The sequence below is a fragment of the Micromonospora haikouensis genome (assembly GCF_000876225.1).
Taxonomy (GTDB): domain Bacteria; phylum Actinomycetota; class Actinomycetes; order Mycobacteriales; family Micromonosporaceae; genus Micromonospora; species Micromonospora haikouensis.
The window spans coordinates 1,538,763-1,561,605 of the sequence record NZ_JXSX01000001.1; the positions used below are offsets into that span (position 1 = coordinate 1,538,763).

The 22,843-nt window shown below is 72.9% G+C and carries 24 protein-coding genes; 17 read left to right on the forward strand and 7 right to left on the reverse strand.

The window, feature by feature from the left end; translation table 11 throughout:
• Positions 1–2: 2 nt before the first annotated feature.
• Positions 3–353, forward strand: coding sequence for a hypothetical protein (locus TK50_RS06930; protein WP_043961988.1), 351 nt, complete (start codon positions 3–5; stop codon positions 351–353).
• A gap of 474 nt (positions 354–827) precedes the next feature.
• A complete protein-coding gene (locus tag TK50_RS06935) occupies positions 828–1,085 on the forward strand; it encodes a WhiB family transcriptional regulator (RefSeq protein WP_007074725.1) in 258 nt (85 codons plus the stop codon).
• A gap of 127 nt (positions 1,086–1,212) precedes the next feature.
• Here the strand turns inward: TK50_RS06935 and TK50_RS06940 are convergent, their stop codons facing one another.
• Complete coding sequence (locus tag TK50_RS06940) at positions 1,213–1,662, reverse strand: metallopeptidase family protein (protein WP_007455785.1); 450 nt, start codon at positions 1,660–1,662, stop codon at positions 1,213–1,215.
• Between the two features lie 175 nt (positions 1,663–1,837).
• Here TK50_RS06940 and TK50_RS06945 point away from each other — a divergent pair, with 175 nt between their 5' ends.
• The gene (locus TK50_RS06945) at positions 1,838–2,218 is read left to right on the forward strand and encodes a DUF3499 domain-containing protein (RefSeq protein ID WP_043961989.1); all 381 of its coding nucleotides are present in this window, start codon (positions 1,838–1,840) and stop codon (positions 2,216–2,218) included.
• Positions 2,219–2,273: 55 nt separating this feature from the next.
• On the opposite strand, the gene TK50_RS06950 is transcribed toward TK50_RS06945, so the two are convergent.
• Positions 2,274–3,650, reverse strand: coding sequence for an NAD(P)/FAD-dependent oxidoreductase (locus TK50_RS06950; protein ID WP_043961990.1), 1,377 nt, complete (start codon positions 3,648–3,650; stop codon positions 2,274–2,276).
• Between the two features lie 31 nt (positions 3,651–3,681).
• Positions 3,682–5,028 (reverse strand): aspartate aminotransferase family protein, encoded by a 1,347-nt coding sequence (locus tag TK50_RS06955; protein WP_043961991.1) that lies wholly within the window; start codon positions 5,026–5,028, stop codon positions 3,682–3,684.
• A gap of 1,265 nt (positions 5,029–6,293) precedes the next feature.
• Here TK50_RS06955 and TK50_RS06960 point away from each other — a divergent pair.
• Together TK50_RS06960 and TK50_RS06965 are read left to right on the forward strand one after the other, a co-directional pair.
• Entirely contained in the window at positions 6,294–7,064 is a 771-nt protein-coding gene (locus TK50_RS06960; protein WP_043961992.1) for a DUF5753 domain-containing protein, read from the forward strand.
• Between the two features lie 23 nt (positions 7,065–7,087).
• The gene (locus TK50_RS06965; protein ID WP_043963994.1) at positions 7,088–7,288 is read left to right on the forward strand and encodes a DUF397 domain-containing protein; all 201 of its coding nucleotides are present in this window, start codon (positions 7,088–7,090) and stop codon (positions 7,286–7,288) included.
• On the opposite strand, the gene TK50_RS06970 is transcribed toward TK50_RS06965, so the two are convergent.
• Positions 7,267–7,779, reverse strand: coding sequence for an Lrp/AsnC family transcriptional regulator (locus tag TK50_RS06970; protein ID WP_043961993.1), 513 nt, complete (start codon positions 7,777–7,779; stop codon positions 7,267–7,269). The two genes, TK50_RS06965 and TK50_RS06970, sit on opposite strands and share 22 nt — an antisense overlap.
• Before the next feature lie 209 nt (positions 7,780–7,988).
• Here TK50_RS06970 and TK50_RS06975 point away from each other — a divergent pair, with 209 nt between their 5' ends.
• From TK50_RS06975 to TK50_RS07015, 9 genes are all read left to right on the forward strand, one after another.
• Positions 7,989–9,173: a polyamine ABC transporter substrate-binding protein gene (locus TK50_RS06975; RefSeq protein ID WP_043961994.1), complete on the forward strand. Its 1,185-nt coding sequence runs from the start codon at positions 7,989–7,991 to the stop codon at positions 9,171–9,173.
• 5 nt (positions 9,174–9,178) lie between these two features.
• Positions 9,179–10,345: an ABC transporter ATP-binding protein gene (locus TK50_RS06980; RefSeq protein WP_043963996.1), complete on the forward strand. Its 1,167-nt coding sequence runs from the start codon at positions 9,179–9,181 to the stop codon at positions 10,343–10,345.
• Positions 10,342–11,256 carry an ABC transporter permease gene (locus tag TK50_RS06985; protein ID WP_052503643.1) on the forward strand — a complete coding sequence of 305 codons (915 nt, stop codon included), beginning with the start codon at positions 10,342–10,344 and terminating at the stop codon, positions 11,254–11,256. Before TK50_RS06980 ends, TK50_RS06985 begins: the two co-directional genes overlap by 4 nt.
• Positions 11,253–12,095, forward strand: coding sequence for an ABC transporter permease (locus tag TK50_RS06990; RefSeq protein WP_241773941.1), 843 nt, complete (start codon positions 11,253–11,255; stop codon positions 12,093–12,095). The genes TK50_RS06985 and TK50_RS06990 overlap by 4 nt, the downstream gene beginning before the upstream one ends.
• Positions 12,092–13,513 carry an NAD(P)/FAD-dependent oxidoreductase gene (locus TK50_RS06995; RefSeq protein ID WP_043961995.1) on the forward strand — a complete coding sequence of 474 codons (1,422 nt, stop codon included), beginning with the start codon at positions 12,092–12,094 and terminating at the stop codon, positions 13,511–13,513. The genes TK50_RS06990 and TK50_RS06995 overlap by 4 nt, the downstream gene beginning before the upstream one ends.
• Positions 13,513–14,715, forward strand: coding sequence for a saccharopine dehydrogenase family protein (locus TK50_RS07000; protein ID WP_043961996.1), 1,203 nt, complete (start codon positions 13,513–13,515; stop codon positions 14,713–14,715). Before TK50_RS06995 ends, TK50_RS07000 begins: the two co-directional genes overlap by 1 nt.
• 157 nt (positions 14,716–14,872) lie before the next feature.
• A complete protein-coding gene (locus tag TK50_RS07005) occupies positions 14,873–15,166 on the forward strand; it encodes a type II toxin-antitoxin system RelE/ParE family toxin (RefSeq protein WP_374199554.1) in 294 nt (97 codons plus the stop codon).
• Entirely contained in the window at positions 15,163–15,474 is a 312-nt protein-coding gene (locus tag TK50_RS07010) for a helix-turn-helix domain-containing protein (protein WP_043961997.1), read from the forward strand. The genes TK50_RS07005 and TK50_RS07010 overlap by 4 nt, the downstream gene beginning before the upstream one ends.
• A gap of 183 nt (positions 15,475–15,657) precedes the next feature.
• Positions 15,658–16,335: an RlpA-like double-psi beta-barrel domain-containing protein gene (locus TK50_RS07015; protein WP_043961998.1), complete on the forward strand. Its 678-nt coding sequence runs from the start codon at positions 15,658–15,660 to the stop codon at positions 16,333–16,335.
• Between the two features lie 79 nt (positions 16,336–16,414).
• On the opposite strand, the gene gabT is transcribed toward TK50_RS07015, so the two are convergent.
• Positions 16,415–17,686 (reverse strand): 4-aminobutyrate--2-oxoglutarate transaminase, encoded by a 1,272-nt coding sequence (gabT, locus tag TK50_RS07020; RefSeq protein ID WP_043961999.1) that lies wholly within the window; start codon positions 17,684–17,686, stop codon positions 16,415–16,417.
• Between the two features lie 3 nt (positions 17,687–17,689).
• Positions 17,690–19,126 carry a gamma-aminobutyraldehyde dehydrogenase gene (locus TK50_RS07025; RefSeq protein WP_043962000.1) on the reverse strand — a complete coding sequence of 479 codons (1,437 nt, stop codon included), beginning with the start codon at positions 19,124–19,126 and terminating at the stop codon, positions 17,690–17,692.
• A 162-nt stretch (positions 19,127–19,288) separates the two neighbouring features.
• Between TK50_RS07025 and TK50_RS07030 the strand changes: the two genes are divergently transcribed.
• Positions 19,289–20,728: an aldehyde dehydrogenase family protein gene (locus TK50_RS07030; protein WP_043962001.1), complete on the forward strand. Its 1,440-nt coding sequence runs from the start codon at positions 19,289–19,291 to the stop codon at positions 20,726–20,728.
• Between the two features lie 37 nt (positions 20,729–20,765).
• Here TK50_RS07030 and TK50_RS32040 read toward each other — a convergent pair whose 3' ends face one another.
• On the reverse strand, positions 20,766–21,995 hold the full coding sequence (locus TK50_RS32040) for an SUKH-3 domain-containing protein (protein ID WP_052503823.1): 1,230 nt from the start codon (positions 21,993–21,995) through the stop codon (positions 20,766–20,768).
• A gap of 80 nt (positions 21,996–22,075) precedes the next feature.
• On the opposite strand from TK50_RS32040, the gene TK50_RS07040 reads away from it, so the two are divergent.
• Together TK50_RS07040 and TK50_RS07045 are read left to right on the forward strand one after the other, a co-directional pair.
• Complete coding sequence (locus tag TK50_RS07040; RefSeq protein ID WP_043962002.1) at positions 22,076–22,498, forward strand: YbaB/EbfC family nucleoid-associated protein; 423 nt, start codon at positions 22,076–22,078, stop codon at positions 22,496–22,498.
• Positions 22,495–22,839 (forward strand): hypothetical protein, encoded by a 345-nt coding sequence (locus TK50_RS07045; protein ID WP_043962003.1) that lies wholly within the window; start codon positions 22,495–22,497, stop codon positions 22,837–22,839. The genes TK50_RS07040 and TK50_RS07045 overlap by 4 nt, the downstream gene beginning before the upstream one ends.
• Positions 22,840–22,843 lie beyond the last annotated feature (4 nt).

Sequence of the window (22,843 nt, forward strand, 5' to 3'; positions counted from 1 at the left end):
CGATGCACTCCCACCACCATCACCACGCGTACGGGCCGACGGAGACCGGCACCGTCGTCCTCGATCTGGGTGGCGACACGGGTGCCCTGATCATCTACACGGGCCGGGAACTGCACGGCCGGGAGATCGAGATCAGTCGGGTCGACGGGGCGGACGCGCCGCGCACCCACGTCGCGGTGCGTGAGCGCATCGTGCAGGACGGCACCTTCCACAGTGCCGTCTACCCGGATCTTGCCGCAGGGCTCTATACCGTCTGGTGGGATGAGGACACACCCGCCGGGACGGTCACCGTGGCCGGGGGGACGGTCGCGGAGTTCACCTGGCCCACCAGCGCACCTTCGGTGGCGATCTGACCCACCGCTCAGTTCCGACCGCTGCGCCCCGTCCACCATGTGGACGGGGCGCTGTCGGCGTTGCGGGCCCGATGGGCAGTCTCGGCCAAGTCGCGTTAACCTGTGCCCCACCAAGATCAGCATCGCGTCGTAGCCCCGCCCCCCGGGGCCGCGCCGGCGGCTTCGGGGAGCCGGCCGGCGGGCCGCCGCGGCAAGAAAACTCGGGCAACTCGCCGGGGAGGGCGTTACTCGTCCGGGGTCTGAATCGATAGGGCAGGTTGCGAGGCCGGACGGCCGCAAGGGCCGTCCACGGCGTGTCGGGAGGGCGACTCCATTATCAAGTTCGGCTTGACGGCGCACGCATTACACGCGTGTAATTTGAATGGGGTTGTTCGCACGGAACGCAACAAATGGGGACCGGACGGACACGCACGCCTTTCGCGTGGGGGGTTGCAGCGGCGACGACGCCGGTGCGCGACAAGGAGGCATCTTTAGATGGACGGCCAGCTTGAGGTGGCCGACCTGCTCGGAAACGCGCCGGAGTGGCAGGAGCAGGCACTCTGCTCCCAGACCGACCCGGAGGCGTTCTTCCCCGAGAAGGGCGGCTCGACCCGCGAGGCGAAGCGGATCTGCTCGCGGTGCGAGGTCAAGACCGAATGCCTGGAATACGCTCTCGGCCACGACGAGCGGTTCGGGATCTGGGGTGGGCTCTCGGAACGGGAGCGGCGCAAGCTCAAGCGGCGGGCCGCCTGAGCGATGCCGGGCCGGGGCGGTGGGGGCCGCCCGGCCCGGGCGTCCGGAGCGCGCGTCGGGGGGCGCGCGCCGGGGCGCAGCGGGGCTGCGGGGCGCGGCTGGGCGGGCGGGGCCGGGAGCCGGTCGGCTACGCCAGCTCGTCCGGGTCGACGCCCAGCAGGTTCGCCACCTGCTCGATGATCACGTCGTGCACCAGGTCGGCCAGGTCCTCCCGGTCCATGGCCCGGAACTCCAGCGGCCGGCGGTAGAGCACGATCCGGGGCGGGACCTCCTGCCGGCCGGGGCGCCCCGGCAGCAGCCGGGCCAGCGGCACCTCGCCGTCCTCCAGCACGTCGGAGTCGTAGACGTTCAGGTCCGGCGGCACGTCCTCCACCGCGAACTCCACGCCGGCCAGCTCCTTGGCGAACCGCCGCTCCAGGGTCTCGACCGTGTCGAGCACCAGGTCGTCGAAGACCTCGGCCTTGGTCCGGGCCAGCGGCACGGTCGCCGGCACCAGCCGCCCGCGCAGGCCCCGCCCGTGCCGGTCACGGTGGGCGCGCCGGCCGGGGCCGGGGCGGCGGTGTTCCGGACTGGTCATGACGCACAGGGTAGCCCGCCGAGTCGCCCCGCCCACGGCTGTGCGGCTGTCGCGGCGCGCCGACCCCGCCCGTCACCGCCCGACGCGTCGGATGTTGCGAATTGTGATCTCGATGACGGGCGTGTCGCAACGCGAACCGGTGCGCCGGACCCGGTAATGGAGATACCCTCCCGCCGTGAGGTCACCACGGCGCTGCTCAAGAAACGGCTGCCCCCGGCAAGCGGTCGCCACATTGACCTATGTCTACAACGAGTCGACGGCCGTGGTCGGGCCCCTCGCGGCCTTCGCCGAGCCGCACACGTACGACCTCTGTGAGCCCCACGCGCGCAGCCTGACGGCCCCCCGGGGCTGGAACGTGGTCCGCCACGAGGGCGAGTTCGAGCCCCCGCCGCCCAGCGCCGACGACCTGGTCGCCCTCGCCGAGGCCGTCCGCGAGGCCGCCCGGCCCGCGCCGCCCCGCCCGCCGAGCGACGACCAGGGCGGCGCGCCGCAGCACCACCACAACCCGCAGACGGGCCGCCGTGGCCACCTGCGGGTGATCCCGCCGAACCACTGACCGCCGATCCACCGTGCCCCCCGTCGGCGCGGCGCGGAGGCGCGCGCCGGGCCGCTCAGTGGCCGAGGAAACGCTGGAACACGGCGGCCCGCCGGGCCGGTCGGCCCGTGCGCAGCTCCGCCCGGTCGGCGGAGAGCATCACCCGCAGGCCCGCGTTGACGGCCAGCCAGCGCAGCGGCTCCGGCTCCCAGCGCGGCGAGCGGTGTCCCACCCACGGCAGGTCGGTCAGGTCGCTGTCCGCGCCGAGGATCAGATCGGCGAGGGTACGCCCGGCGAGGTTCGTCGTCGCGACCCCGTCGCCGACGTACCCGCCGGCCCAGGCGAGCCCGGTCGCCCGGTCCAGCCCCACCGACGCCGACCAGTCGCGGGCGACGCCGAGCGGGCCGCCCCAGGTGTGCGTCACGGGCACCTGCGGCCCGAGCGCCGGGAACAGCTCGCCCAGCGTCCGGCGCAGCGCGGCGAACACCCGGGGCTCCCGGTCGAACTCGGGCCGCACCCGGGACCCGAAGTGGTACGGCGCGCCCCGCCCGCCGAAGGCCAGCCGGCCGTCGGCCGTGCGCTGCCCGTAGATGATCACGTGGCGGTGGTCGGAGAACGTCTCCCGCTCGGCCAGCCCGATCCGCGCCCACGTCTCCTCGGGCAGCGGCGCGGTGGCCACCATCAGCGAGTAGACCGGCGCGACGACCCGCCGCTGCCCGGGCAGCCCCGGCGTGTACCCCTCGGTCGCCCGCACCACCACCGGCGCGCGGACCGCCCCGGCCGGGGTCACGGCCGCCCCGGCCCGGATCGCGGTCACCGGCGTCCGCTCGTGGACGGTCACCCCCCGACGCTCGACCGCCCGGGCCAGCCCGCGCGCCAGCCGGGCCGGGTGCACCACGGCGCAGTGCGGGGTGTACGTCCCTCCGCGTACCCCGTCGGCGTGGCAGCGGGCGGCGGCCTCGGCCGCGTCGAGCAGCACCAGGTCGTCGGCGGTCAGGCCGTGCGCGTGGGCCTGCGCCACCTCCGCGCGGGCGCGGCCGAGCTGGGCCGCGCTGCGGGCCAGCGTCACCGTCCCGCCGAGGTGCCAGTCGCAGTCGATGCCCTCGGCGTCGGCCACCCGCCCCACCTCGCGGACGGTGGCCTGCATGGCCCGCTGCATCCGCAGCGCCGCGTCGCGGCCGTGCCGGCGGGCGAGCGCCGGCAGCGAGGTCGGGAACAGCGCCGAGCACCAGCCGCCGTTGCGCCCCGACGCGCCGTACCCGGCGATCTCGGCCTCCAGCACCGTGATCCGCAGCGCCGGGTCGGCGAGCGCGAGGTAGTACGCCGTCCACAGGCCGGTGTACCCGGCCCCGACGATCACGACGTCCGCGTCGGCGTCCCCGCCCAGCGGCGGGCGGGGCGTCAACGGTTCGTCCACGGTGGACAGCCAGTACGACAGCTCCTGGTAGCGCATGCGACGGCCCGGCTTCGCGTCGGCTCGGCGGTTACAGCCGGGCCCACGCCTCGGTGAGCACCGCGCGCAGGATCTGCTCCATCTCGTCGAACTGCTGCTGCTCGGCGATCAGCGGCGGCGCGAGCTGCACGACGGGGTCGCCCCGGTCGTCGGCCCGGCAGTAGAGCCCGGCGGAGAACAGCGCGGTGGAGAGGAACCCGCGCAGCAGCCGCTCCGACTCCGCCTCGTCGAACGTCGCCCGGGTCGCCTTGTCCTTCACCAGCTCGATGCCGTAGAAGTAGCCGTCGCCCCGCACATCGCCGACGATCGGCAGGTCGTGCAGCTTCTCCAGGGTGGCGCGGAAGGCGTCCTCGTTGGCCCGGACGTGCCCGATCAGGTCCTCCCGGGCGAACACCTCCAGGTTGGCCAGGGCCACCGCACAGGAGACCGGGTGACCGCCGAAGGTCACCCCGTGGGCGAACATGCCGGTCTCGGTGAGGAACGGCTCCATCAGCCGGTCGCTGGCGATCATCGCGCCGAGCGGGGCGTACCCGGAGGTGATGCCCTTCGCGGTGGTGATGATGTCCGGCCGGTAGCCGTAGCGGACCGCGCCGAAGTACTCGCCGAGCCGCCCCCACGAGCAGATCACCTCGTCGGAGACGAGCAGCACGTCGTACGCGTCGCAGATCTCGCGGACCCGCTCGAAGTAGCCGGGCGGCGGCGGGAAGCAGCCGCCGGAGTTCTGCACCGGCTCCAGGAAGACCGCCGCGACGGTGTCCGGCCCCTCCCGCTCGATCGCCCGCCGGATCTCCTCGGCCGCCCACCGGCCGAACGCCTCGGGCGAGTCGCCGTGCTCCGGGGCCCGGTAGAGGTTCGTGTTCGGCACCTTCACCGCGCCGGGCACCAGCGGCTCGAAGTCGGTCTTGATGCCGGGGAGCCCCGTGATCGACAGCGCGCCCATCGACGTGCCGTGGTACGCGATGTAGCGGCTCACGACCTTGTACTTGTTGGGCTTGCCGGTCCGCTTGAAGTAGGCCCGGGCCAGCTTCCACGCCGCCTCGACGGCCTCGGAACCGCCAGTGGTGAAGAAGACCCGGTTCAGGTCGGCCGGGGTCAGCGAGGCGATCTTCTCGGCCAACTCCACGGCCTTCGGGTGCGCGTACGACCACAGCGGGAAGTAGGCCAGCTCGCCGGCCTGCTTCGCCGCGGCCTCGGCCAACTCGGTGCGCCCGTGGCCGGCGTTGACGACGAAGAGGCCGGCCAGCCCGTCCAGGTAGCGGCGGCCCTGCGAATCCCACACGTACGCGCCCTCGCCGCGCACGATCGTCGGCACCTCGCCTGCGGAGTAGCTGGCCATCCGGGTGAAGTGCATCCAGAGGTGGTCGGTGGCGTTGGCCATGTCAGCCCCATCGGGTCTCGGGCCGGTCAGGGGTGACACCGGCCGCTCTGCCCACGGTTATCCCATAGCCGCACGCCGAAAGGCAAGTGGTATCGGTGGCGCTTGACCCGCTGGGCAACGGATTCGGCGCGCTGTGGCGCTGTGGGCAACGGAATCCGCATCGTGATTGATCTCTCGCATCTCCCGGCTCCCTGCGGCTCTCCCGGCTCTTCCGGCTCTCGCGGTCCGTGCGGCCCGTGCGGGTCCTGCGGCTCTCCCGGGCCGTGCGGGTCCTAGGGCCCGCGTGGATCCTGCGGCCCTCCCGTGCCGTGCGGGTCTCGCTGGCCGCGCGGGTCCTGTCGTTCCCCGGTCGGTGACGTTGCGCGGGACGGCCGGGTGCGGGCAAGCGGTCGGCCCTAGGGAGCTGAGTCACCAACGACATCACCCGCCCCCGACCGCCCCCCGCCGCATCCCCGCAACCCCGCCACATCCCCACGTCACTGACCCTCGGCCGCCACTCCCGCCACATCCCCACGTCACTGACCCTCGGCCGCCACTCCCGCCACATCCCCACGTCACTGACCCTCGGCCGCCACTCCCGCCACTCCAGCCACATCCGCCAACCCGGCCACATCCTCCGCTCCCAGCCGCATCCCCACGCACCCGCGGCCGCCCCCACGCCACCCTCCGGGCGCCTCGCCCGCCGCCCCGGCCGCCCCGAAACGCAGATCTTGGAGCGAAATGGCCCCTCCGGGGGCCGGAATCTTCCAAGATTCACCCGCCCCCGCCCCCGCCCCCCGCCCCCGCCTCGCCCGGTCCCGGTCCTCGGGCTGTGAGGGCTGGGGCTGGGGTGAGTCATCTACGACATCAGCTCCCTAGTGGCGCGAGGGACCTTCGCCTCGCCGGGTGGGCGCCCCTGAGGCCACCCGGTCACCCAGCCGCCTACCCGCCCGGCCGCCCGGCCCGGCCACCCAGCCGCCTACCCGCCCGGCCCGGCCACCCGGCCCGGCTGGCCAGGCAGGCGGGTGGGTGGGTGGGCAGTCCGGCGGGCAGGGTCGGGCGGCCGGCCAGGCGGGGGCGGGGCGGCCGGGCGGGTGGGTAGGGACGGGGCCGGTAGTCCGGTGGGTGGTGGACGTTGTCGGGGCGTTGGCCGGGCGTTCGACACCCATTTCGAATGCGCACGAGACGTGCGGAACAGGTCCCGCCGCCACCTGCCGTTTCGGGCCCACCGCCGGCACCCTGCGTCGCTATGGTGCCCACTACACGTGACCGCGACAGGAGGTGCGATGGGCAACGAGACGCTGCGGGTGGCGATGGCCGCCGTGGGGGAGACCGCCGAGTCGCTGGCGGGCAAGGTCCGGGTCGATCCGAAGACGGCCGGCCGGTGGGTGTCGCAGGGACGCATCCCGCACGCGCGCACCCGGTTGGCGGTGGCCAAGGTGCTCGGTCGGGAGGCCGCCGAGCTGTGGCCGGAGCCGTTTCGCCGCCGGGACCTGCCCTGGTTCCGCAAGTGGGCCGAGCTGGAGCAGGTCGCCATCTCGATCCGCTCCTACCAGCCGTTGCTGGTGCCGGGGCTGCTCCAGACCGAGGCGTACGCGCGGGCGGTCCTGAGCACCGGCGGGCTGCTGCCGCCGGCCGAGGTGGGGCGGATCGTCGCCGGCCGGCTCGACCGGCAGGCGATCCTCGACGCCGAGGCCCCGCCGCGACTCGTCGCGGTGATCGACGAGGTGGTGCTGCGCCGGGTGGTCGGCGACCGGGCGGTGATGGCCGGGCAGGTCGCCCACCTCGCGGCGCTGGCCGGGCGGGAGCACGTGCAGGTGCGGGTGATCCCGGCCGAGAACCCGTGGCACACCGGGCTGGCCGGGCCGTTCGTCCTTGCCGGTTTGCCCGACGGGACGGAATTGGCTTATATCGACAACCAGCTACGCGGTCAGGTCGTCAGCGACCCGGTCGACGTTGCTAGCCTGGGGCGCAGGTGGGAGAGCGTCACCGGCGAGGCGCTGCCCCGCCGCCAGTCGATCGAGCTGATCAGGGAGGTGGCGACGACGTGGAGCTGACCGACGCGCCGACGGACGCACCCATGGGCGCGCTGGCCGGTGCCCGGTGGCGCACCGCGACCCGCAGCAGCAACAACGGCGGTGACTGCGTCGAGGTGGCCGACAACCTGCCCGGCCGGGTGCTGGTGCGCGACAGCAAGGATCGCGACGGCGGCATCCTGAGCTTCGCCCCGGCCGCCTGGCGGGCCTTCGTCGGGCAGGCTCAGGCGGTGCCCCAGCTGTAGGTCTGCTTGCGCAGCTTGAGATAGACGAACGCCTCGGTGGCGAGCACCCCGTCGACGGCGCGCAGCCGCTGCAGGATCTCCAGCAGGTGTGCGTCGTTGCGGCACACCACCTCGGCGAGCAGGTCGAACGACCCGGCGGTGATCACCACGTAGTCGACCTCCTCGAACTCGGCGAGCCGGTCGGCCACCGTCTCCAGGTCCCCGTCGGTGCGTAGGCCGATCATGGCCTGCCGGGGGAAGCCGAGCTGGAGCGGGTCGGTGACCGCGACGATCTGCATCACCCCGGCGTCGAGCAGCCGCTGCACCCGCTGGCGCACCGCCGCCTCGGACAGGCCGACCGCCTTGCCGATCGTCGCGTACGGCCGGCGGCCGTCCTCCTGGAGCTGCTCGATGATCTGCTTGGCGACGTCGTCCAACAGAGCGTGACTGGCACCTTCACGCACGGCGACGCGTCGACCCCCGCCGCCGCTCTCCTGCTGTCGGATGACCATCGTCAGCTCCCCATGTCCGCTTCTCCTCCGGGATCGTAGTGCCCCGGCGCAGTCTGGCGTAATTCGTGGTGCATTGCTATGCCCGCAACGGAATCCCTTGTGAGGCAGGTCGGCTCATGTCAGGATCAGTCGTCCATCGCCTGAAGACCCTCCCGCCGTCGGGCCTCCCCCGTCCCGCCCGCCGACGATGACCCCCTAGGAGTCGTCACATGCGAACTCCCCTCCGGCCCCTCACCCGGCGTGGTCTGCTCACCGGCACCCTCGGCTCGGCCGCGATGCTCGCCACGGCGGGCGCGCTCGCCGGCTGCGGCACCAAGGGCGCCGTGCAGACCGAGGCCGGCTGCGTCAGCGAAGACCTCTCCGGCACGGAGAAGAAGCTGGCGTTCTCGAACTGGCCGCAGTACATGGACGTCGACGAGAAGGACGAATCGAAGCGCCCCAGCCTGGACGCGTTCGTCGCGAAGACCGGCATCCAGGTCACCTACACCGAGGACATCAACGACAACAACGAGTTCTTCGGCAAGGTGCAGAACCAGCTCGCGGCCTGTCAGGGCACCGGGCGGGACATCATCGTGCTCACCGACTGGATGGCCGCCCGGATGATCCGGCTCGGCTGGATCCAGAAGCTCGACCCGGCGAAGATCCCCAACGTGGCGGCGAACCTGCTGCCGTCGCTGCTCAACCGCTCCTTCGACCCGGACAGCCGGATCGCCGTCCCGTGGCAGTCCGGCCTGGCCGGCCTCGCGTACAACGGGTCGGTCACCAAGGAGATCCGCACCGTCGACGAGCTGCTGACGCGGCCCGACCTCAAGGGCAAGGTCACCGCGCTGTCCGAGATGCGCGACACGATGGGCCTGCTGATGCAGTCCAACGGGCACGACCCGGCGAACTTCACCACCGCCCAGTTCGACGACGCGCTCAACAAGCTCAAGAGGGCCGTCGACTCCGGGCAGATCCGCAAGTTCACCGGCAACGACTACGCCCCCGACCTGGCCAAGGGCGACATCGCGGCGTGCGTCGGCTGGTCCGGCGACATCATCCAGCTCTCCGGGGAGAACGACAAGATCAAGTTTGTCGCGCCCGACTCCGGCGTGATGCTCTTCAGCGACAACATGATGGTGCCCAACAAGGCCACCCACAAGGCGAACGCCGAAGAGCTGATCAACTACTACTACGAGCCGGCCGTCGCCGCGAAGCTCGCCGCGTACGTCAACTACATCTGCCCCGTGCAGGGCGCGAAGGCCGAGATGGAGAAGATCGACCCGGAGTTGGCCGCCAACCCGCTGATCTTCCCCGACGAGGCGCTGCTGTCGAAGTCCAAGGTGTTCATGGCCCTGGACGAGAAGCAGGAGAAGGAGTTCGAGGGCAAGTTCCAGCAGGTCATCGGGGCGTGACGGGGATGAGCGCGAAGACGACGGGACACGACGCGCCGGCCGGCGACCTGCGGCTGGTCAACCTGACCAAGAGGTTCGGCATCTTCACCGCGGTCGACGACCTCGGCCTGACCATCCCGCAGGGCTCGTTCTTCGCCCTGCTCGGGGCGTCCGGCTGCGGCAAGACCACCACCCTGCGCATGATCGCCGGCCTGGAGCAGCCGACGAGCGGGCAGGTGCTCCTCGGCGACCGGGACATCGCCCGGCTGCGCCCGTACAAGCGGCCGGTCAACACCGTGTTCCAGAGCTACGCGCTCTTCCCGCACCTCGACATCTTCGACAACGTGGCGTTCGGGCTGCGTCGGCGCGGCATCCGCTCGGTCGACGCCGAGGTCAACCGGATGCTCGCCCTGGTGCAGCTCGCCGACTTCGGCCACCGCCGGCCCGCCCAGCTCTCCGGCGGGCAGCAGCAGCGCGTCGCGCTCGCCCGGGCGCTGATCAACCGGCCGCAGGTGCTGCTGCTCGACGAGCCGCTCGGCGCGCTCGACCTGAAGCTGCGCCGGCAGATGCAGATCGAGCTCAAGCGCATCCAGACCGAGGTCGGCATCACCTTCGTGCACGTCACCCACGACCAGGAGGAGGCCATGACCATGGCCGACACGGTCGCGGTGATGAACGCCGGCAAGATCGAGCAGCTCGGCGCGCCCGCCGACATCTACGAGTACCCGGCCACCGCGTTCGTGGCGAACTTCCTCGGCCAGTCCAACCTGCTCGCCGCCGAGGCCGCCGGGCCCGCCGGGTCCGACGTGCCGGTCACCGCCCACGGCGCGCGCTACTCCGTGCCCGCCGGCCGCGCCCGCGTCGCCTCGGGCCCGGTCTACCTGGGGGTACGCCCCGAGAAGCTGCACCTCGTCGACGCCGCCGACCGGGTCCCCGCCGGCCACCAGTACGTCACCGGGGTGGTCACCGACGCCTCGTACGTGGGGGTCAGCACCCAGTATCTGGTGCGCACCGGGTGGGGCAGCGAACTGACCGCGTTCGCGGCGAACAGCGGGCTCGGCGGCCGGGTGCCCGTCGGCGCGTCCGTGGTGGCGCACTGGGACCCCCGGCACGCGTTCCTGCTGCCCCGCCCGCCCGGCGCGGACGACGCCACCGCCGGGCTGCTCGACGAGCCGGTGGGTGCGTCCTCGTGACCGCGCTGGCCCACGTGCCCACGTCGACGGGGCAACCGGCGACGCCCCCGCCGCCGCCCCGGGGCGGGCGGCACCGGCTGCTGCCGTACCTGCTGCTCCTGCCCGGCGCGGCCTGGCTGCTGCTGTTCTTCGCCGTGCCGCTGTTCCAACTCGCCGCCGCCAGCCTCTACGACCCCAGCGGTTCCCTCTCCACCGGGTACGCGCTGACCTGGGCGTTCGGCAACTACCCCGACGCGGTGCAGGCGTACTGGCCGCAGCTCGGCCGGTCGTTCCTCTACGCCGGGATCGCGCTCGTGCTGGGCCTGCTGATGGGCTACCCGCTGGCGTACGCGATCGCCCAGAAGGCCGGCCGGTGGAAGAACCTGCTGTTGGTCTGCGTCGTCGCCCCCATGTTCACCAGCTTCCTGGTGCGCACCCTGGCCTGGAAGACGATCCTGTCCGACAACGGCGCTCTGGTCGGGCTGCTGCGCGACGTGCACCTGCTCGGCCCCGACGGCCGGCTGCTCGCCACCCCCGTCGCGGTGGTGCTCGGGCTGACGTACAACTTCCTGCCGTTTCTGGTCCTGCCGCTGTACGCGAGCCTGGAGCGGCTCGACTACCGGCTGCTGGAGGCGGCCGGCGACCTGTACGCGAGCCCGGTGCAGACGTTCCGCCGGGTCACCCTGCCGCTGTCGATGCCCGGCCTGATCGCCGGCACGCTGCTGTTCTTCATCCCGGCCACCGGCGACTACATCAACGCCGAGCTGCTCGGCACCCCCAACGAATACATGATCGGCAACGTCATCGACTCGGCGTTCCTGGTCCGGCTGGACTACCCGCAGGGCGCGGCCCTGTCGTTCCTGCTGATGGCGGCGATCCTCGCGGTGGTCTTCGTCTACCTGCGCCGGGCCGGCACGGAGGAGGTGCTGTGAGAGTCTCCCGCTGGCTCGCCGACCACTGGGTGATGGGCGTCGCCCTGCTCGTCCTCGGCTACCTGTCGCTGCCCATCGCCGTGGTCGCCGCCCTGTCGTTCAACCGCCCGTCGAGCCGCCTGTCGTACGACTTCAACGAGTTCACCCTCGACAACTGGCGGCAGCCCTGCGCCACCTCCGACATGTGCGACGCCGTGGTGCGCAGCGTGCAGATCGGCTTCATCGCCACCGTCGTCGCCACCGTGCTCGGCACGCTGATGGCGTTCGCGCTGGTGCGGCACCGGTTCACCGGCCGCTCCGGGATCAACGTGCTGATCTTCCTGCCGATGGCCACCCCCGAGCTGGTCATGGGCACCTCGCTGCTGGCGCTGTTCGTCTCCGCCGGGGTGCCGCAGGGCTTCTGGACCGTCGTCATCGCCCACGTCATGTTCTGCGTGTCGTTCGTGGTGGTCACCGTCAAGGCCCGGCTCGCCGGCATGGACCGCCGGCTGGAGGAGGCCGCCGCCGACCTGTACGCCAGCCCGTGGCAGACGTTCCGCCTGGTCACCCTGCCGTTGGTGCTCCCCGGCATCGTGGCCGCCGCGCTGCTGGCGTTCTCGCTCAGCTTCGACGACTTCATCATCACCAACTTCAACGCCGGCACCACCGTCACGTTCCCCATGTACGTCTGGGGTGCCGCCCAGCGGGGCATCCCGCCGCAGGTCAACGTCATCGGCACGGCCATGTTCGCCATCGCGCTGCTGCTCGTCGGGCTCAGCTCGCTGCGCGGGCGGCGGGCCCGCCGGCACACCCTCCCGGTCGCACCGGCGACCGGCCGGCGGGCGAAGAGCCCGTCATGATCCTCCCGCATACCGGCCGGGCGCTCGCCGACGCGGCGCCCGTACCGTACTGGCTCGACCGGCCCGAACGCCCCGACCCGCTGCCCCCGCTGACCGGCGCGCACACCGCCGACCTGCTGGTGATCGGCGGCGGGTACGGGGGGCTCTGGGCCGCCCTGCTCGCCAAGCAGGCCGACCCCGACGCCGACGTGCTGCTCGTCGACGCGGGCACCTGCGGCTGGGCCGCGTCGGGGCGCAACGGCGGGTTCTGCTCCGCCTCGCTCACGCACGGCCTCGCCAACGGCGTCGCCCGGTTCCCCGGGGAGGTCGCCGAGCTGGAACGCCTCGGCCGGGAGAACCTCGCCGCGATCGCCGCCACCGTCGACGCGTACGGCATCGACTGCGACTTCGAGCGCACCGGCGAGCTGGCCGTGGCCGTGCGGCCGTACCAGCTCGACGGGCTCGCCGAGGACGCGGAGCTGGCCCGCGGCTTCGGCCACGACGTGCGGCTGCTCGGCCGCGACGAGGTGCGCGCCGAGGTGGACTCGCCGACGTACCTCGGCGGGATGTGGGACCGTGACCGGGTGGCCATGCTCGACCCGGCGAAGCTCGCCTGGGGCCTGCGCCGTGCCTGCCTCGACCTGGGCGTCCGGATCCACGAGCACACCCGGGTCACCGGGCTGCGCGGCGACGCCGCCGCCCTGGCGGCCAGCACGGCCGGCGGCGTCGAGCAGGCCCCCGGCGTCGTCCGCGCCCGCCGGGTCGTGCTCACCACCAACGCGTTCCCGCCGCTGCTGCGGCGACTGCGGGCCTGGGTCGTGCCCGTCTACGACTACGCGCTGATGACCGAGCCGCTGACCGACGCCCAGCGCGACGCGATCGGCTGGCGCAACCGGCAGGGCCTCGCCGACACCGGCAACCAGTTCCACTACTACCGGATCACCCGCGACGGGCGGATCCTGTTCGGCGGCTACGACGCCGTCTACCACCACGGCAACCGGGTCGCCCCCGAGTTGGAGCAGCGCCCCGCCACCTTCACCGCCCTCGCCGAGCACTTCTTCACCACGTTCCCGCAACTCGCCGACGTCCGGTTCAGCCACCGCTGGGGCGGCGTCATCGACACCTGCACCCGGTTCTGCCCGTTCTTCGGCACCGCCTACGACGGCCGGCTCGCCTACGCCGCCGGCTACACCGGCCTCGGCGTCGGGGCCACCCGGTTCGGCGCGCGCGTCATGCTCGACCTGCTCGCCGGCACGGACACCCCGCTCACCCGGCTCGCCCTCGTCCGGGGCAAGCCGCTGCCGTTCCCGCCGGAGCCCGTCCGGGCCGCCGGCATCCACCTCACCCGCTGGTCGCTGGCCCGCGCCGACGCGCGCGACGGCCGGCGCAACCCGTGGCTCCGTACGCTCGATCGTCTTGGTTTGGGGTTCGATTCCTGATGCGTATCCTGCTCGTCGGCGCCGGCGGGGTCGGCTCCGCCGCCGCCGCCATCGCCGCCCGCCGAACATTCTTCGACACCATGGTCGTCGCCGACGCCGACGCCGCCCGCGCCGCGCGGGCCGTCGCCGGCCACGGCGACCGGTTCGTCGCCGCGACCGTCGACGCCTCCTCCGCCGACGCCGTCGCCGCGCTGTGCCGCGAACACCGGATCACCCACGTGCTCAACGCCGTCGACCCGCGCTTCGTCATGCCGATCTTCGACGGCGCGTACGCGGCCGGCGCCGACTACCTCGACATGGCCATGTCCCTGTCCCACCCGCACCCGAAGCGCCCCTACGCCGAGACCGGGGTGAAGCTCGGCGACGAGCAGTTCGCCGTCGCCGACCGGTGGGCGTCCGCCGGCCGGCTCGCCCTGTGCGGCATCGGCGTCGAACCGGGCCTGTCCGACGTCTTCGCCCGCTACGCCGCCGACGAGCTGTTCGCCGAGATCGACGAGATCGGGGTACGCGACGGCGCGAACCTGACGGTCGAGGGCTACGACTTCGCCCCGTCGTTCTCCATCTGGACCACCATCGAGGAGTGCCTCAACCCGCCGGTGATCTGGGAACGCGACCGGGGCTGGTTCACCACCGAACCGTTCAGCGAGCCCGAGGTGTTCCACTTCCCCGAGGGCATCGGCCCCGTCGAGTGCGTCAACGTCGAGCACGAGGAGGTGCTGCTCATCCCGCGCTGGGTCGACGCCCGGCGGGTCACCTTCAAGTACGGCCTCGGCGAGGAGTTCATCGAGGTCCTGCGCACCCTGCACAAGCTCGGCCTCGACTCCACCGAGCCGGTCACCGTGCGCGGCGTGCGGATGTCCCCGCGCGACGTGGTCGCCGCCGCCCTGCCCGACCCGGCCACCCTCGGCGACCGGATGCGCGGCAAGACCTGCGCCGGCACCTGGGTCACGGGCGTCGGGAAGGACGGCGAGCCCCGCGAGGTCTACCTCTACCACGTCGTCGACAACGAGTGGTCCATGGCCGAGTACGGCCACCAGGCCGTCGTCTGGCAGACCGCCGTCAACCCGGTCGTCGCCCTGGAACTGCTCGCCACGGGGGAGTGGTCGGGGGCCGGGGTCATCGGCCCCGAGGCGCTGCCCCCGCGCCCGTTCCTCGACCTGCTCACCGGCTACGGCTCCCCCTGGGGCATGGAGGACCGGTGACCCGGTAGCACCGAAGTGCGACCTGCGCTTGTTTAGCCTGAGCTATAGTTTCGGCATGGGTGCGGCAGCGAGTCGGCGTTGGTCCGTGCGGGTCACCGGGGAAGTCCGGGAATGGCTCCGCGAACTCCGGCGGACCGACCTGGACACCTACCGATCCGTGAGCGTCGCGGTCGACATGCTCGCGGAGGTAGGGCCGGCGCTCGGCCGCCCGCTCGTGGACACCCTGCGCGGGTCGAGCATCAGCAACCTCAAGGAGCTGCGGCCGAGATCCGGGCGGGACGTCGCAGTCCGGGTGCTGTTCGTCTTCGATCCGTGGTCCCAGGCGGTGCTGCTCGTCGCCGGCAACAAGGCGCACAACTGGACCCGGTGGTACCAGGAGAACATCCCGCTGGCCGAGATCGCCTACAAGGCATGGTTGCACCATGAGAGTCAGCGAAGGGGGAAGACGTGACCGAGTTCCACGACTGGGAGAACGTCCGGGAGGAACTCCGCGACGACGACGGGGCGTACGAGCAGGAGCGGGCCCGGACCGAGGCATGGGTGAGCGCCTTCCACCTCGCCGAGGAGCGCAAGCGGCTCGGGCTCACCCAGCGCCAGGTCGCCGAGCTGATGGGGGTGACGCCGGGACGGGTCAGTCAGATCGAGAACGGCGATCTCGACGTCAACGAGGTCGCCACCCTGAGCCGTTACGCGGCGGCGCTGGGTGCGCGGCTCCGGATCATCTTCGACTACGGCAACGACCTGCGCCAGATCGCCTGACGCTGAGAAGGAAGGGCCCCTGTTAGCGCTTTCGGTATAGGAAGGGCCCCTTCCTGACAGCCCTTGCGCGGACACGCCGTCGGCCCCGGAATCGGAAACCTTCCTGACCGATGGCTGAACCCGGCAGCGCTCCCAGTCCGTACCGCTCGGCGTAGGCCGATCATCGGACGACGGGAGAGGCACGTGAGGGTACGGCGGACGCATGTCCTGGCGGCGGGGGCGGCCGTGGTCGCCTCGGCGGTGGTGGCGGTCGGGACGGGCCTCGGCTTCGCCGAGACGGCACCGGCGCGGCAGAGCGTGTGCCAGGGTTCGGTGACGTTCTCGGCGGAGGGTGGTGCGCCGGCGGCGACGAGTGACCGGTTTGCGGTGGGTACGCGGTTGCGGGTGACCAATCTGGACAACGGTCGTGCGGTGACGGTGGTGGTTACCGGCCCGTCGGGGAGTTGTGTGCTGCTGAACGCCGCCGCGATGGACCTCGTCCGGGAGCCGGGCAAGAACGTCGTGCGGCGCAACGTGGTGGAACGCCTCGACGGCGGCGGCACACCCGCGCAGTCCGGCGGGGCAACGGCCCAGCCCGGTGCCCAGCCCGGGGGTGCGACGGCGGCCCCACCCGCACGGCCGAGCGCCTGCCAGGGTTCGGTGACGTTCTCGGCGGAGGGTGGTGCGCCGGCGGCGACGAGTGACCGCTTTCCGGTGGGTACGCGGTTGCGGGTGACCAACCTGGACAACGGTCGTGCGGTGACCGTGGTGGTTACCGGCCCGTCGGGCAGTTGTGTGCTGCTCAATGCCGCCGCGATGGAGCTGGTGCGGGAGCCGGGGAAGAACGTCGTACGGCGCAACGTGGTCGAGGTGCTGCGCTGAATGTGGTGCTGCGCTCAGGCCGGGTGGCGGGGCGGCCGGCGACCGATGACAGGTCGCCGGCCGCCCCGCAGAACCCGGCTCAGCCGAAGGCGGCGTCGAGGATGTCCAGGCCCCGGGCCAGCTCCGCGTCGGAGATGACCAGCGGGGGCAGGAAGCGCAGCACGTTGCCGTACGTGCCGCAGGTCAGGGTGAGCAGGCCGGCGGCGTGGCAGGCCGCCGACACCGCCGCCGCGGCGGCCGGGTCCGGGACCAGGGTGCCCGGCTGCACCAGCTCCACGGCGAGCATCGCGCCCCGGCCGCGTACCTCGGCGATCCGTGCGTCGCGGGCGGCGATGGCGCGCAGCCGGTCGGCCAGCATCGCGCCGATGCGGCGGGCGGCGGCGGCCAGGTCCAGCTCGTGCATGGTCTCGATCGACGCGAGCGCCGCCGCGCAGGCGATCGGGTTGCCGCCGTACGTGCCGCCGAGGCCGCCCGCGTGCACCGCGTCCATCAGCTCGGCCCGGCCCGTCACGGCCGCCAGCGGCAGCCCGCCCGCGATGCCCTTGGCCAGGGTCACCAGGTCCGGCACGACGCCCTCGTGGTCGCAGGCGAACCAGTCGCCGGTGCGGCAGAACCCGGTCTGGATCTCGTCGGCGACGAAGACCACCCCGGCCGCCGTCGCCCACTCGCGCAGCGCCGGCAGGAACCCCAGCGCGGGTACGACGAAACCACCCTCGCCCTGGATTGGCTCGATCAGCAGCGCGGCCACGTTCTCCGCCCCGACCTGCTTCTCCACCGTTTCGATGGCCCGCGCCGCCGCCTCGGCCCCGGACAGCCCCCCGTCGCGCAGCGGGTACGACATCGGCACCCGGTAGACCTCCCCGGCGAACGGCCCGAACCGGTGCTTGTACGGCATGTTCTTCGCCGTCAGCGCCATCGTCAGGTTGGTCCGCCCGTGGTACGCGTGGTCGAACACCACCACCGCCGGCCGCCCCGTGGCGTGCCGGGCGATCTTCACGGCGTTCTCCACCGCCTCCGCGCCCGAGTTGAACAGCGCGGAGCGCTTCTCGAAGCCGCCCGGGGTGAGCGCGTTGAGCTGCTCGCACACCGCCACGTACGACTCGTACGGCGCGACCATGAAGCAGGTGTGGGTGAACCGCTCGACCTGCTCGCGGACCGCCGCCACGACGCGCGGCGCGGAGTTTCCGACGTTGGTGACCGCGATGCCGGCGGCGAAGTCGATCCACTCCCGCCCGTCGACGTCGGTGATCGTGCCGCCGCCGGCCCGGTCCACGTACGCGCCGACGACGCTGCCGACGCCCCGCGCCACGGCCGCGCCCCGCCGCTTGTGCAGCTCCTCCGAGGACGGCATTGGTCAGCCCTCGATGTTGTGCATGACGTGCTTGATCCGGGTGTAGTCCTCCAGGCTGTAGACCGACAGGTCCTTGCCGTGCCCGGAGTGCTTGAACCCGCCGTGGGGCATCTCCGACACGAACGGGATGTGCGTGTTGACCCAGACGCAGCCGAAGTCCAGCCGGCGGGTCATCCGCATCGCCCGGCCGTGGTCGCGCGTCCACACCGACGCCGACAGGCCGTAGTCGACGCCGTTGGCCCAGCGCACCGCCTCGTCCTCGTCGGAGAAGCGCTGCACGGTGATGACCGGCCCGAACACCTCCTGCTGGATGATCTCGTCGGCCTGCCGCACCCCGGAGACGACGGTGGGGGAGTAGAAGAAGCCGCGCTCGCCGACCCGCGACCCGCCCGTCTGCACGCTCGCGTGGTCGGGCAGCCGGTCGACGAAGCCGCTGACCCGGGCGAGCTGGTTGGCGTTGTTCAGCGGGCCGTACAGCACGTCGGCGTCGTCCGGCGCGCCGGTGCGCGTGTTGCGGGCCTGCTCGGCGAGCGCCGCCACGAAGTCGTCGTGGATGCCCGGACCGGCCAGCACTCGCGTCGCCGCCGTGCAGTCCTGGCCCGCGTTGAAGTAGCCGCCCACGGCGATGGCCTCGGCCGCCGCCGCCACGTCCGCGTCGTCGAAGATCACCACCGGGGCCTTGCCGCCCAGCTCCAGGTGGGTCCGCTTCAGGTCCGGCGCGGCGGCGGAGGCGACCTCCATGCCCGCCCGGGTCGAGCCCGTGATCGACACCAGCTGCGGGGTCGGGTGCGACACGAGGGTACGACCGGTGTCCCGGTCGCCGCAGACCACGTTGAACACCCCCGGCGGGAGGAACTCGGCGGCGATCTCGGCCAGCAGCAGCGTCGACACCGGCGTGGTGTCCGACGGCTTCAGCACCACCGTGTTGCCGGCGGCGAGGGCCGGGGCGATCTTCCACACCGCCATCATCAGCGGGTAGTTCCACGGGGTGACCTGGGCGCACACGCCGATCGGCTCCCGCCGCACGTACGAGGTGTGGCCCGCCATGTACTCCCCGGCGGACCGGCCCTCCAGCAGCCGGGCCGCCCCGGCGAAGAACCGGAACTGGTCCACCGCCGGCGGCAGCTCCTCCTCGGCGGTGAGCTGGCGGGGCTTGCCCGTGTTGCGCACCTCGGCGTCGACCAGCTCGGCCGCCCGCGCCTCCACGGCGTCGGCGAGCTTCAGCAGCGCCTTCTGCCGCTCGCCGGGGGTGCTGTCCCGCCACGTCTCGAACGCGGCGGAGGCCGCCCGCATGGCCGCGTCCACGTCCGCCGCGCCGGAGACCGGTGCCTGGGCGAAGACCTCGCCGGTGCACGGGTCGACCAGGTCGGCGTACCCGCCGTCGGAAGGATCGACGTACTCGCCGTTGACGAAGTTGCGCAGCTGCTGCTGGTCGCTCATCAGGTGTCTCCGAGGGATGCCGGGGATGCGGACAGCGGAGGTTATCGGAATCTGACTGCCATCTTCGCTACTGAATTCGCGGCAGACAAGGGCATGAGCGACTGTTTCCGTGTGGGAATTGCTGGTTACCGTGCGGCGGCGGCTCGGCTACGCTGCCGAGGTGTGGAGCCGAGAGCCTTCTTCGTCGCCGGCCGCCCCGCACACGGCGAGGGCGAGCTGACCGTCACCCACCCGTACGACGGTCGCCCGGTGGGGCGTACCACGCTCGCCACGCCCGACCAGGTCGAGGCCGCCGTCGCCGCGGCGGCCGCAGTGGCGGCGCGGGCCGCGGCCCTGCCCGCGCACGCCCGCGCGGCGGCCCTGGACCACGTCTCCCGGCGGCTCGCCGAACGGGCCGACGAGATCGCCGACCTGATCACCGCCGAGAACGGCAAGCCGGTCAAGTGGGCGAGGGCCGAGGTGGGGCGGGCGGTGTCGACGTTCCGCTGGGCGGCCGAGGAGGCCCGCCGCTTCTCCGGCGAGCTGCAACGCCTCGACACCGACCCCGCCGCAACCGGGCGGATCGCGCTGGTCCGGCGGGCGCCGAAGGGGCCCGTGCTGGGGATCGCGCCGTTCAACTTCCCGCTCAACCTGGTCGCGCACAAGGTCGCCCCGGCCATCGCCGTCGGCGCGCCGATCATCGTGAAGCCGGCCCCCGCCACCCCGCTGTCGGCGCTGCTGCTCGGCGAGCTGCTCGCCGAGACCGAGCTGCCCGCGGGCATGTTCGCGGTGCTGCCGCTGCCCAACGAGCGGGCCGCCGAGCTGGTCGCCGACCCGCGGCTGCCGGTGGTGTCGTTCACCGGTTCCGGGCCGGTCGGCGCGGCCATCCGCCGGGCCGCGCCCGACAAGCACGTCACCCTGGAACTGGGCGGCAACGCGGCGGCGGTGATCTGCGAGGACTGGAACACCGACGAGGACCTCACCTTCGCCGCGCAGCGGATCGCCACCTTCTCCAACTACCAGGCCGGCCAGTCGTGCATCGCCGTGCAGCGGGTGTACGTGCACGAGTGGCTCTACGACGCCTTCCTGCCGAGGCTGGTCGCCGCCGTGGAGGCGCTGCGCACCGGCGACCCGGCCGACCCGCTGACCGACGTCGGCCCCCTGGTGTCGGTCCAGGCCGCGCAGCGGGTCGAGGCGTGGGTCGACGAGGCCGTGGTGGCCGGGGCGACCATCGAGGTGGGCGGGCGGCGCGAGGGAGCCACCTACCCGCCGACCGTGCTGTCCGGCGTGCCCGCCGACGCCAAGGTGTGCGCCGAGGAGGTCTTCGGGCCGGTGCTCGTGGTCGCCCGGGTCGAGAACGACGCCGCCGCGTTCGCCGCCGTCAACGACTCCGCGTACGGGTTGCAGGCCGGCGTGTTCACCCACCGGCTCGACGTCGCCTTCGCCGCCCACCGGGTCCTCGACGTCGGCGGGGTGATCGTCGGGGACGTGCCGTCGTACCGGGCCGACCAGATGCCGTACGGGGGCGTGAAGGGCAGCGGCGTCGGGCGGGAGGGCCTGCGCAGCGCCATGGACGACTACACCGACGCGCGGGTGCTCGTCCTCACCGGGGTGCAGTTGTAGCGCCTCCGGCCGGCGGCGTCGCTCTCGTCGGCTGGCGTCACCAGGTGCCGTCGTCGTGGACGCGGGCGGGGGCCCGGCCGAGCAGCAGGGTGGTCAGGGCGGCGTCGATGTCGTCGCCGAGGAACCACTCGCCGGCCTGGTCCAGCGCGAAGACCCGGCCCCGCTCGTCGACGGCGATGATGCTCTCCTGGTTTTCCGTGCCGAGGGGGAACAGCCGTACGCCGAGCACGGCGGCGAAGTCCGCGAGCGTGTCGGCGTTGTGGGCGACCAGGTGCGGCATGATGTCGAACCGCGAGATCCACACCTGCTGGCCGGGGCCGCGTCGAGACCCGATCAGGCCGGGGAACCGGGTGATGGCCTCCACCGCCGCAGGGAACGCGACGTGGGTGTGGTTGGCCCCGGCGACGGCCGTGACGTCCCGCACGGCGGCGGCGGCCATGATCTCGTCCCCGACGTGCGGGGCCCAGCCGGCGGCGACGAGGGCGTGGGCCACCTCGTCGGGGAAGCGGCCCGGCTCGGGTGCCGGAGCCGGATCCGGCACCCGGGGCTGCCGGAATCCCAGGTCGGACCAGGGGAGCACGTTCATGTGCACCAGGAACCGCAGGCACGAGTCGCAGGGGCGGTCGCCGGGCCCGCCCGCCGGGTCGCGCGGCTCGCGTACCCAGTACAGCTCGAACTGGCTGCCCGCGAAGAGGACCCGCGCCTCGTCGAGGGTCGCCGGGGCCCGGCCTTCGGCGGCGCGCTGGTGGTCGTGTTCGTGCAGGACGTCCGACACGACGATCAGCTCGGCGTGCCGGTCCACCCCCCGGACCAGGTGGCCGGGCGGCTGCGCGTCCAGGTATTCCCGGACGAGCCGGTGGTGCCGCAGCACCGCCTCGCCCTTGGCACCCCACGCGCGGTGCATCCGGCCGCCCACGGTCAGGTGCGCGGCCGTGCCGGGGGTCGGCAGGCGACGGATCTCGCGGAGCAACTGACTCGCCGGGTCGACGGTGCGCGGCGCGGGCTGCGCCGGCCGGCTGCGCCGGTACATCTCCCGCACGGCGGGGAACGGCAGGCGCGGCCACGTCGAGACCTCGCCGGTCTCCTTGTCCACCACCGTGGTCGGCAGGTCGCCCGGGGGGACCGCGGCCGACGGGGTCACCGTCGACGTGATCAGGTAACCGAGGTCGAACTCCTCGACCAGCGGGGCGCACTCGTGCCCGAGGCGCTGGGAGTCCCGGTGGGCCCAGACGGTGGCGAGCTGTTCGGCCTGCTGACGGTCGATCACCCACCCGAAGTTACCGGACCCCACGGAATCCGTGGCGCCCGGTATGGTCTGCCGTACCGAGGGTGACGGGGAGGTCGGCGTTGGCCGAGAGCGTGGACCGGGAGGCCAACCGGGCGCTGCGAGCCCGGTTCGACGAGGTGCACGGGCAATACCGCCAGCTCCGTTCCGGTTTGGACGAGCTGCGGTCCAGGCTCGCGGAGCTGCGGGTCACCGCGCGCTCCGACGACGGTCAGGTGACCGTGGTGGCCGGTGCCCGGGGCGACGTCGTCTCGGTGGAGCTCACCCCCGCCGCTCTCCAGGCCCGCGATGCCAGGGCCCTGAGCCGCAAGATCACCTCGACGGTGCACCGCGCCGCCGTTGCAGCGGTCGCCGCCACCCAGGACCTGGTGGCCGGCTACCTGCCGGCCGGGTCGGGGGCGATGGAGTTCCTCCGCACCGGTGACTTCGACACCCTGCTGGGCCGGGCCGACGCCGTCATGCGGGGCGGGGAGCGACCGACGTGACCGACGGGCAGCTCTGGCTGGATCCGGGCCGCGCGCGGCGCGGCGGGGCCGACCTGACCTCCGCCGGTGAGGCCGTCACCGACCGGCGGGCCCAGGTGGGGGGCCAGCTCGCGGCGGCCAGCGCCGCCCGCCCCTGGGGGCGCGACGACATCGGCGCGGCGTTCGAGAAGCAGTACCGGGGGTTCGAGGAGACGCTGCTGCGGGCCTGGGCGGGCCTCGGTCGGGCGCTGGAGCACCTGGGCGAGGACGTCGTGCGCTCGGTGGACAACTCCGTGCGCACCGACGCGCACAACGCCGGCCGACTCGACCGGATCTCCGACCAGCGGCCCGCCGGGCGCTGACCAC

What these genes read in the sequence shown, in the direction of transcription:
- TK50_RS06955 (WP_043961991.1), bottom strand. Translation starts at nt 5,028, where the DNA reads ATGGCCAACGCCACCGACCACCTCTGGATGCACTTCACCCGGATGGCC.
- TK50_RS06930 (WP_043961988.1), top strand. Translation starts at nt 3, where the DNA reads ATGCACTCCCACCACCATCACCACGCGTACGGGCCGACGGAGACCGGC.
- TK50_RS06980 (WP_043963996.1), top strand. Translation starts at nt 9,179, where the DNA reads ATGAGCGCGAAGACGACGGGACACGACGCGCCGGCCGGCGACCTGCGG.
- TK50_RS06950 (WP_043961990.1), bottom strand. Translation starts at nt 3,650, where the DNA reads ATGCGCTACCAGGAGCTGTCGTACTGGCTGTCCACCGTGGACGAACCG.
- TK50_RS06995 (WP_043961995.1), top strand. Translation starts at nt 12,092, where the DNA reads ATGATCCTCCCGCATACCGGCCGGGCGCTCGCCGACGCGGCGCCCGTA.
- TK50_RS06940 (WP_007455785.1), bottom strand. Translation starts at nt 1,662, where the DNA reads ATGACCAGTCCGGAACACCGCCGCCCCGGCCCCGGCCGGCGCGCCCAC.
- TK50_RS06965 (WP_043963994.1), top strand. Translation starts at nt 7,088, where the DNA reads ATGGGCGCGCTGGCCGGTGCCCGGTGGCGCACCGCGACCCGCAGCAGC.
- gabT (WP_043961999.1), bottom strand. Translation starts at nt 17,686, where the DNA reads ATGCCGTCCTCGGAGGAGCTGCACAAGCGGCGGGGCGCGGCCGTGGCG.
- TK50_RS07025 (WP_043962000.1), bottom strand. Translation starts at nt 19,126, where the DNA reads ATGAGCGACCAGCAGCAGCTGCGCAACTTCGTCAACGGCGAGTACGTC.
- TK50_RS06935 (WP_007074725.1), top strand. Translation starts at nt 828, where the DNA reads ATGGACGGCCAGCTTGAGGTGGCCGACCTGCTCGGAAACGCGCCGGAG.
- TK50_RS07000 (WP_043961996.1), top strand. Translation starts at nt 13,513, where the DNA reads ATGCGTATCCTGCTCGTCGGCGCCGGCGGGGTCGGCTCCGCCGCCGCC.
- TK50_RS06960 (WP_043961992.1), top strand. Translation starts at nt 6,294, where the DNA reads ATGGGCAACGAGACGCTGCGGGTGGCGATGGCCGCCGTGGGGGAGACC.
- TK50_RS06970 (WP_043961993.1), bottom strand. Translation starts at nt 7,779, where the DNA reads ATGGTCATCCGACAGCAGGAGAGCGGCGGCGGGGGTCGACGCGTCGCC.
- TK50_RS06975 (WP_043961994.1), top strand. Translation starts at nt 7,989, where the DNA reads ATGCGAACTCCCCTCCGGCCCCTCACCCGGCGTGGTCTGCTCACCGGC.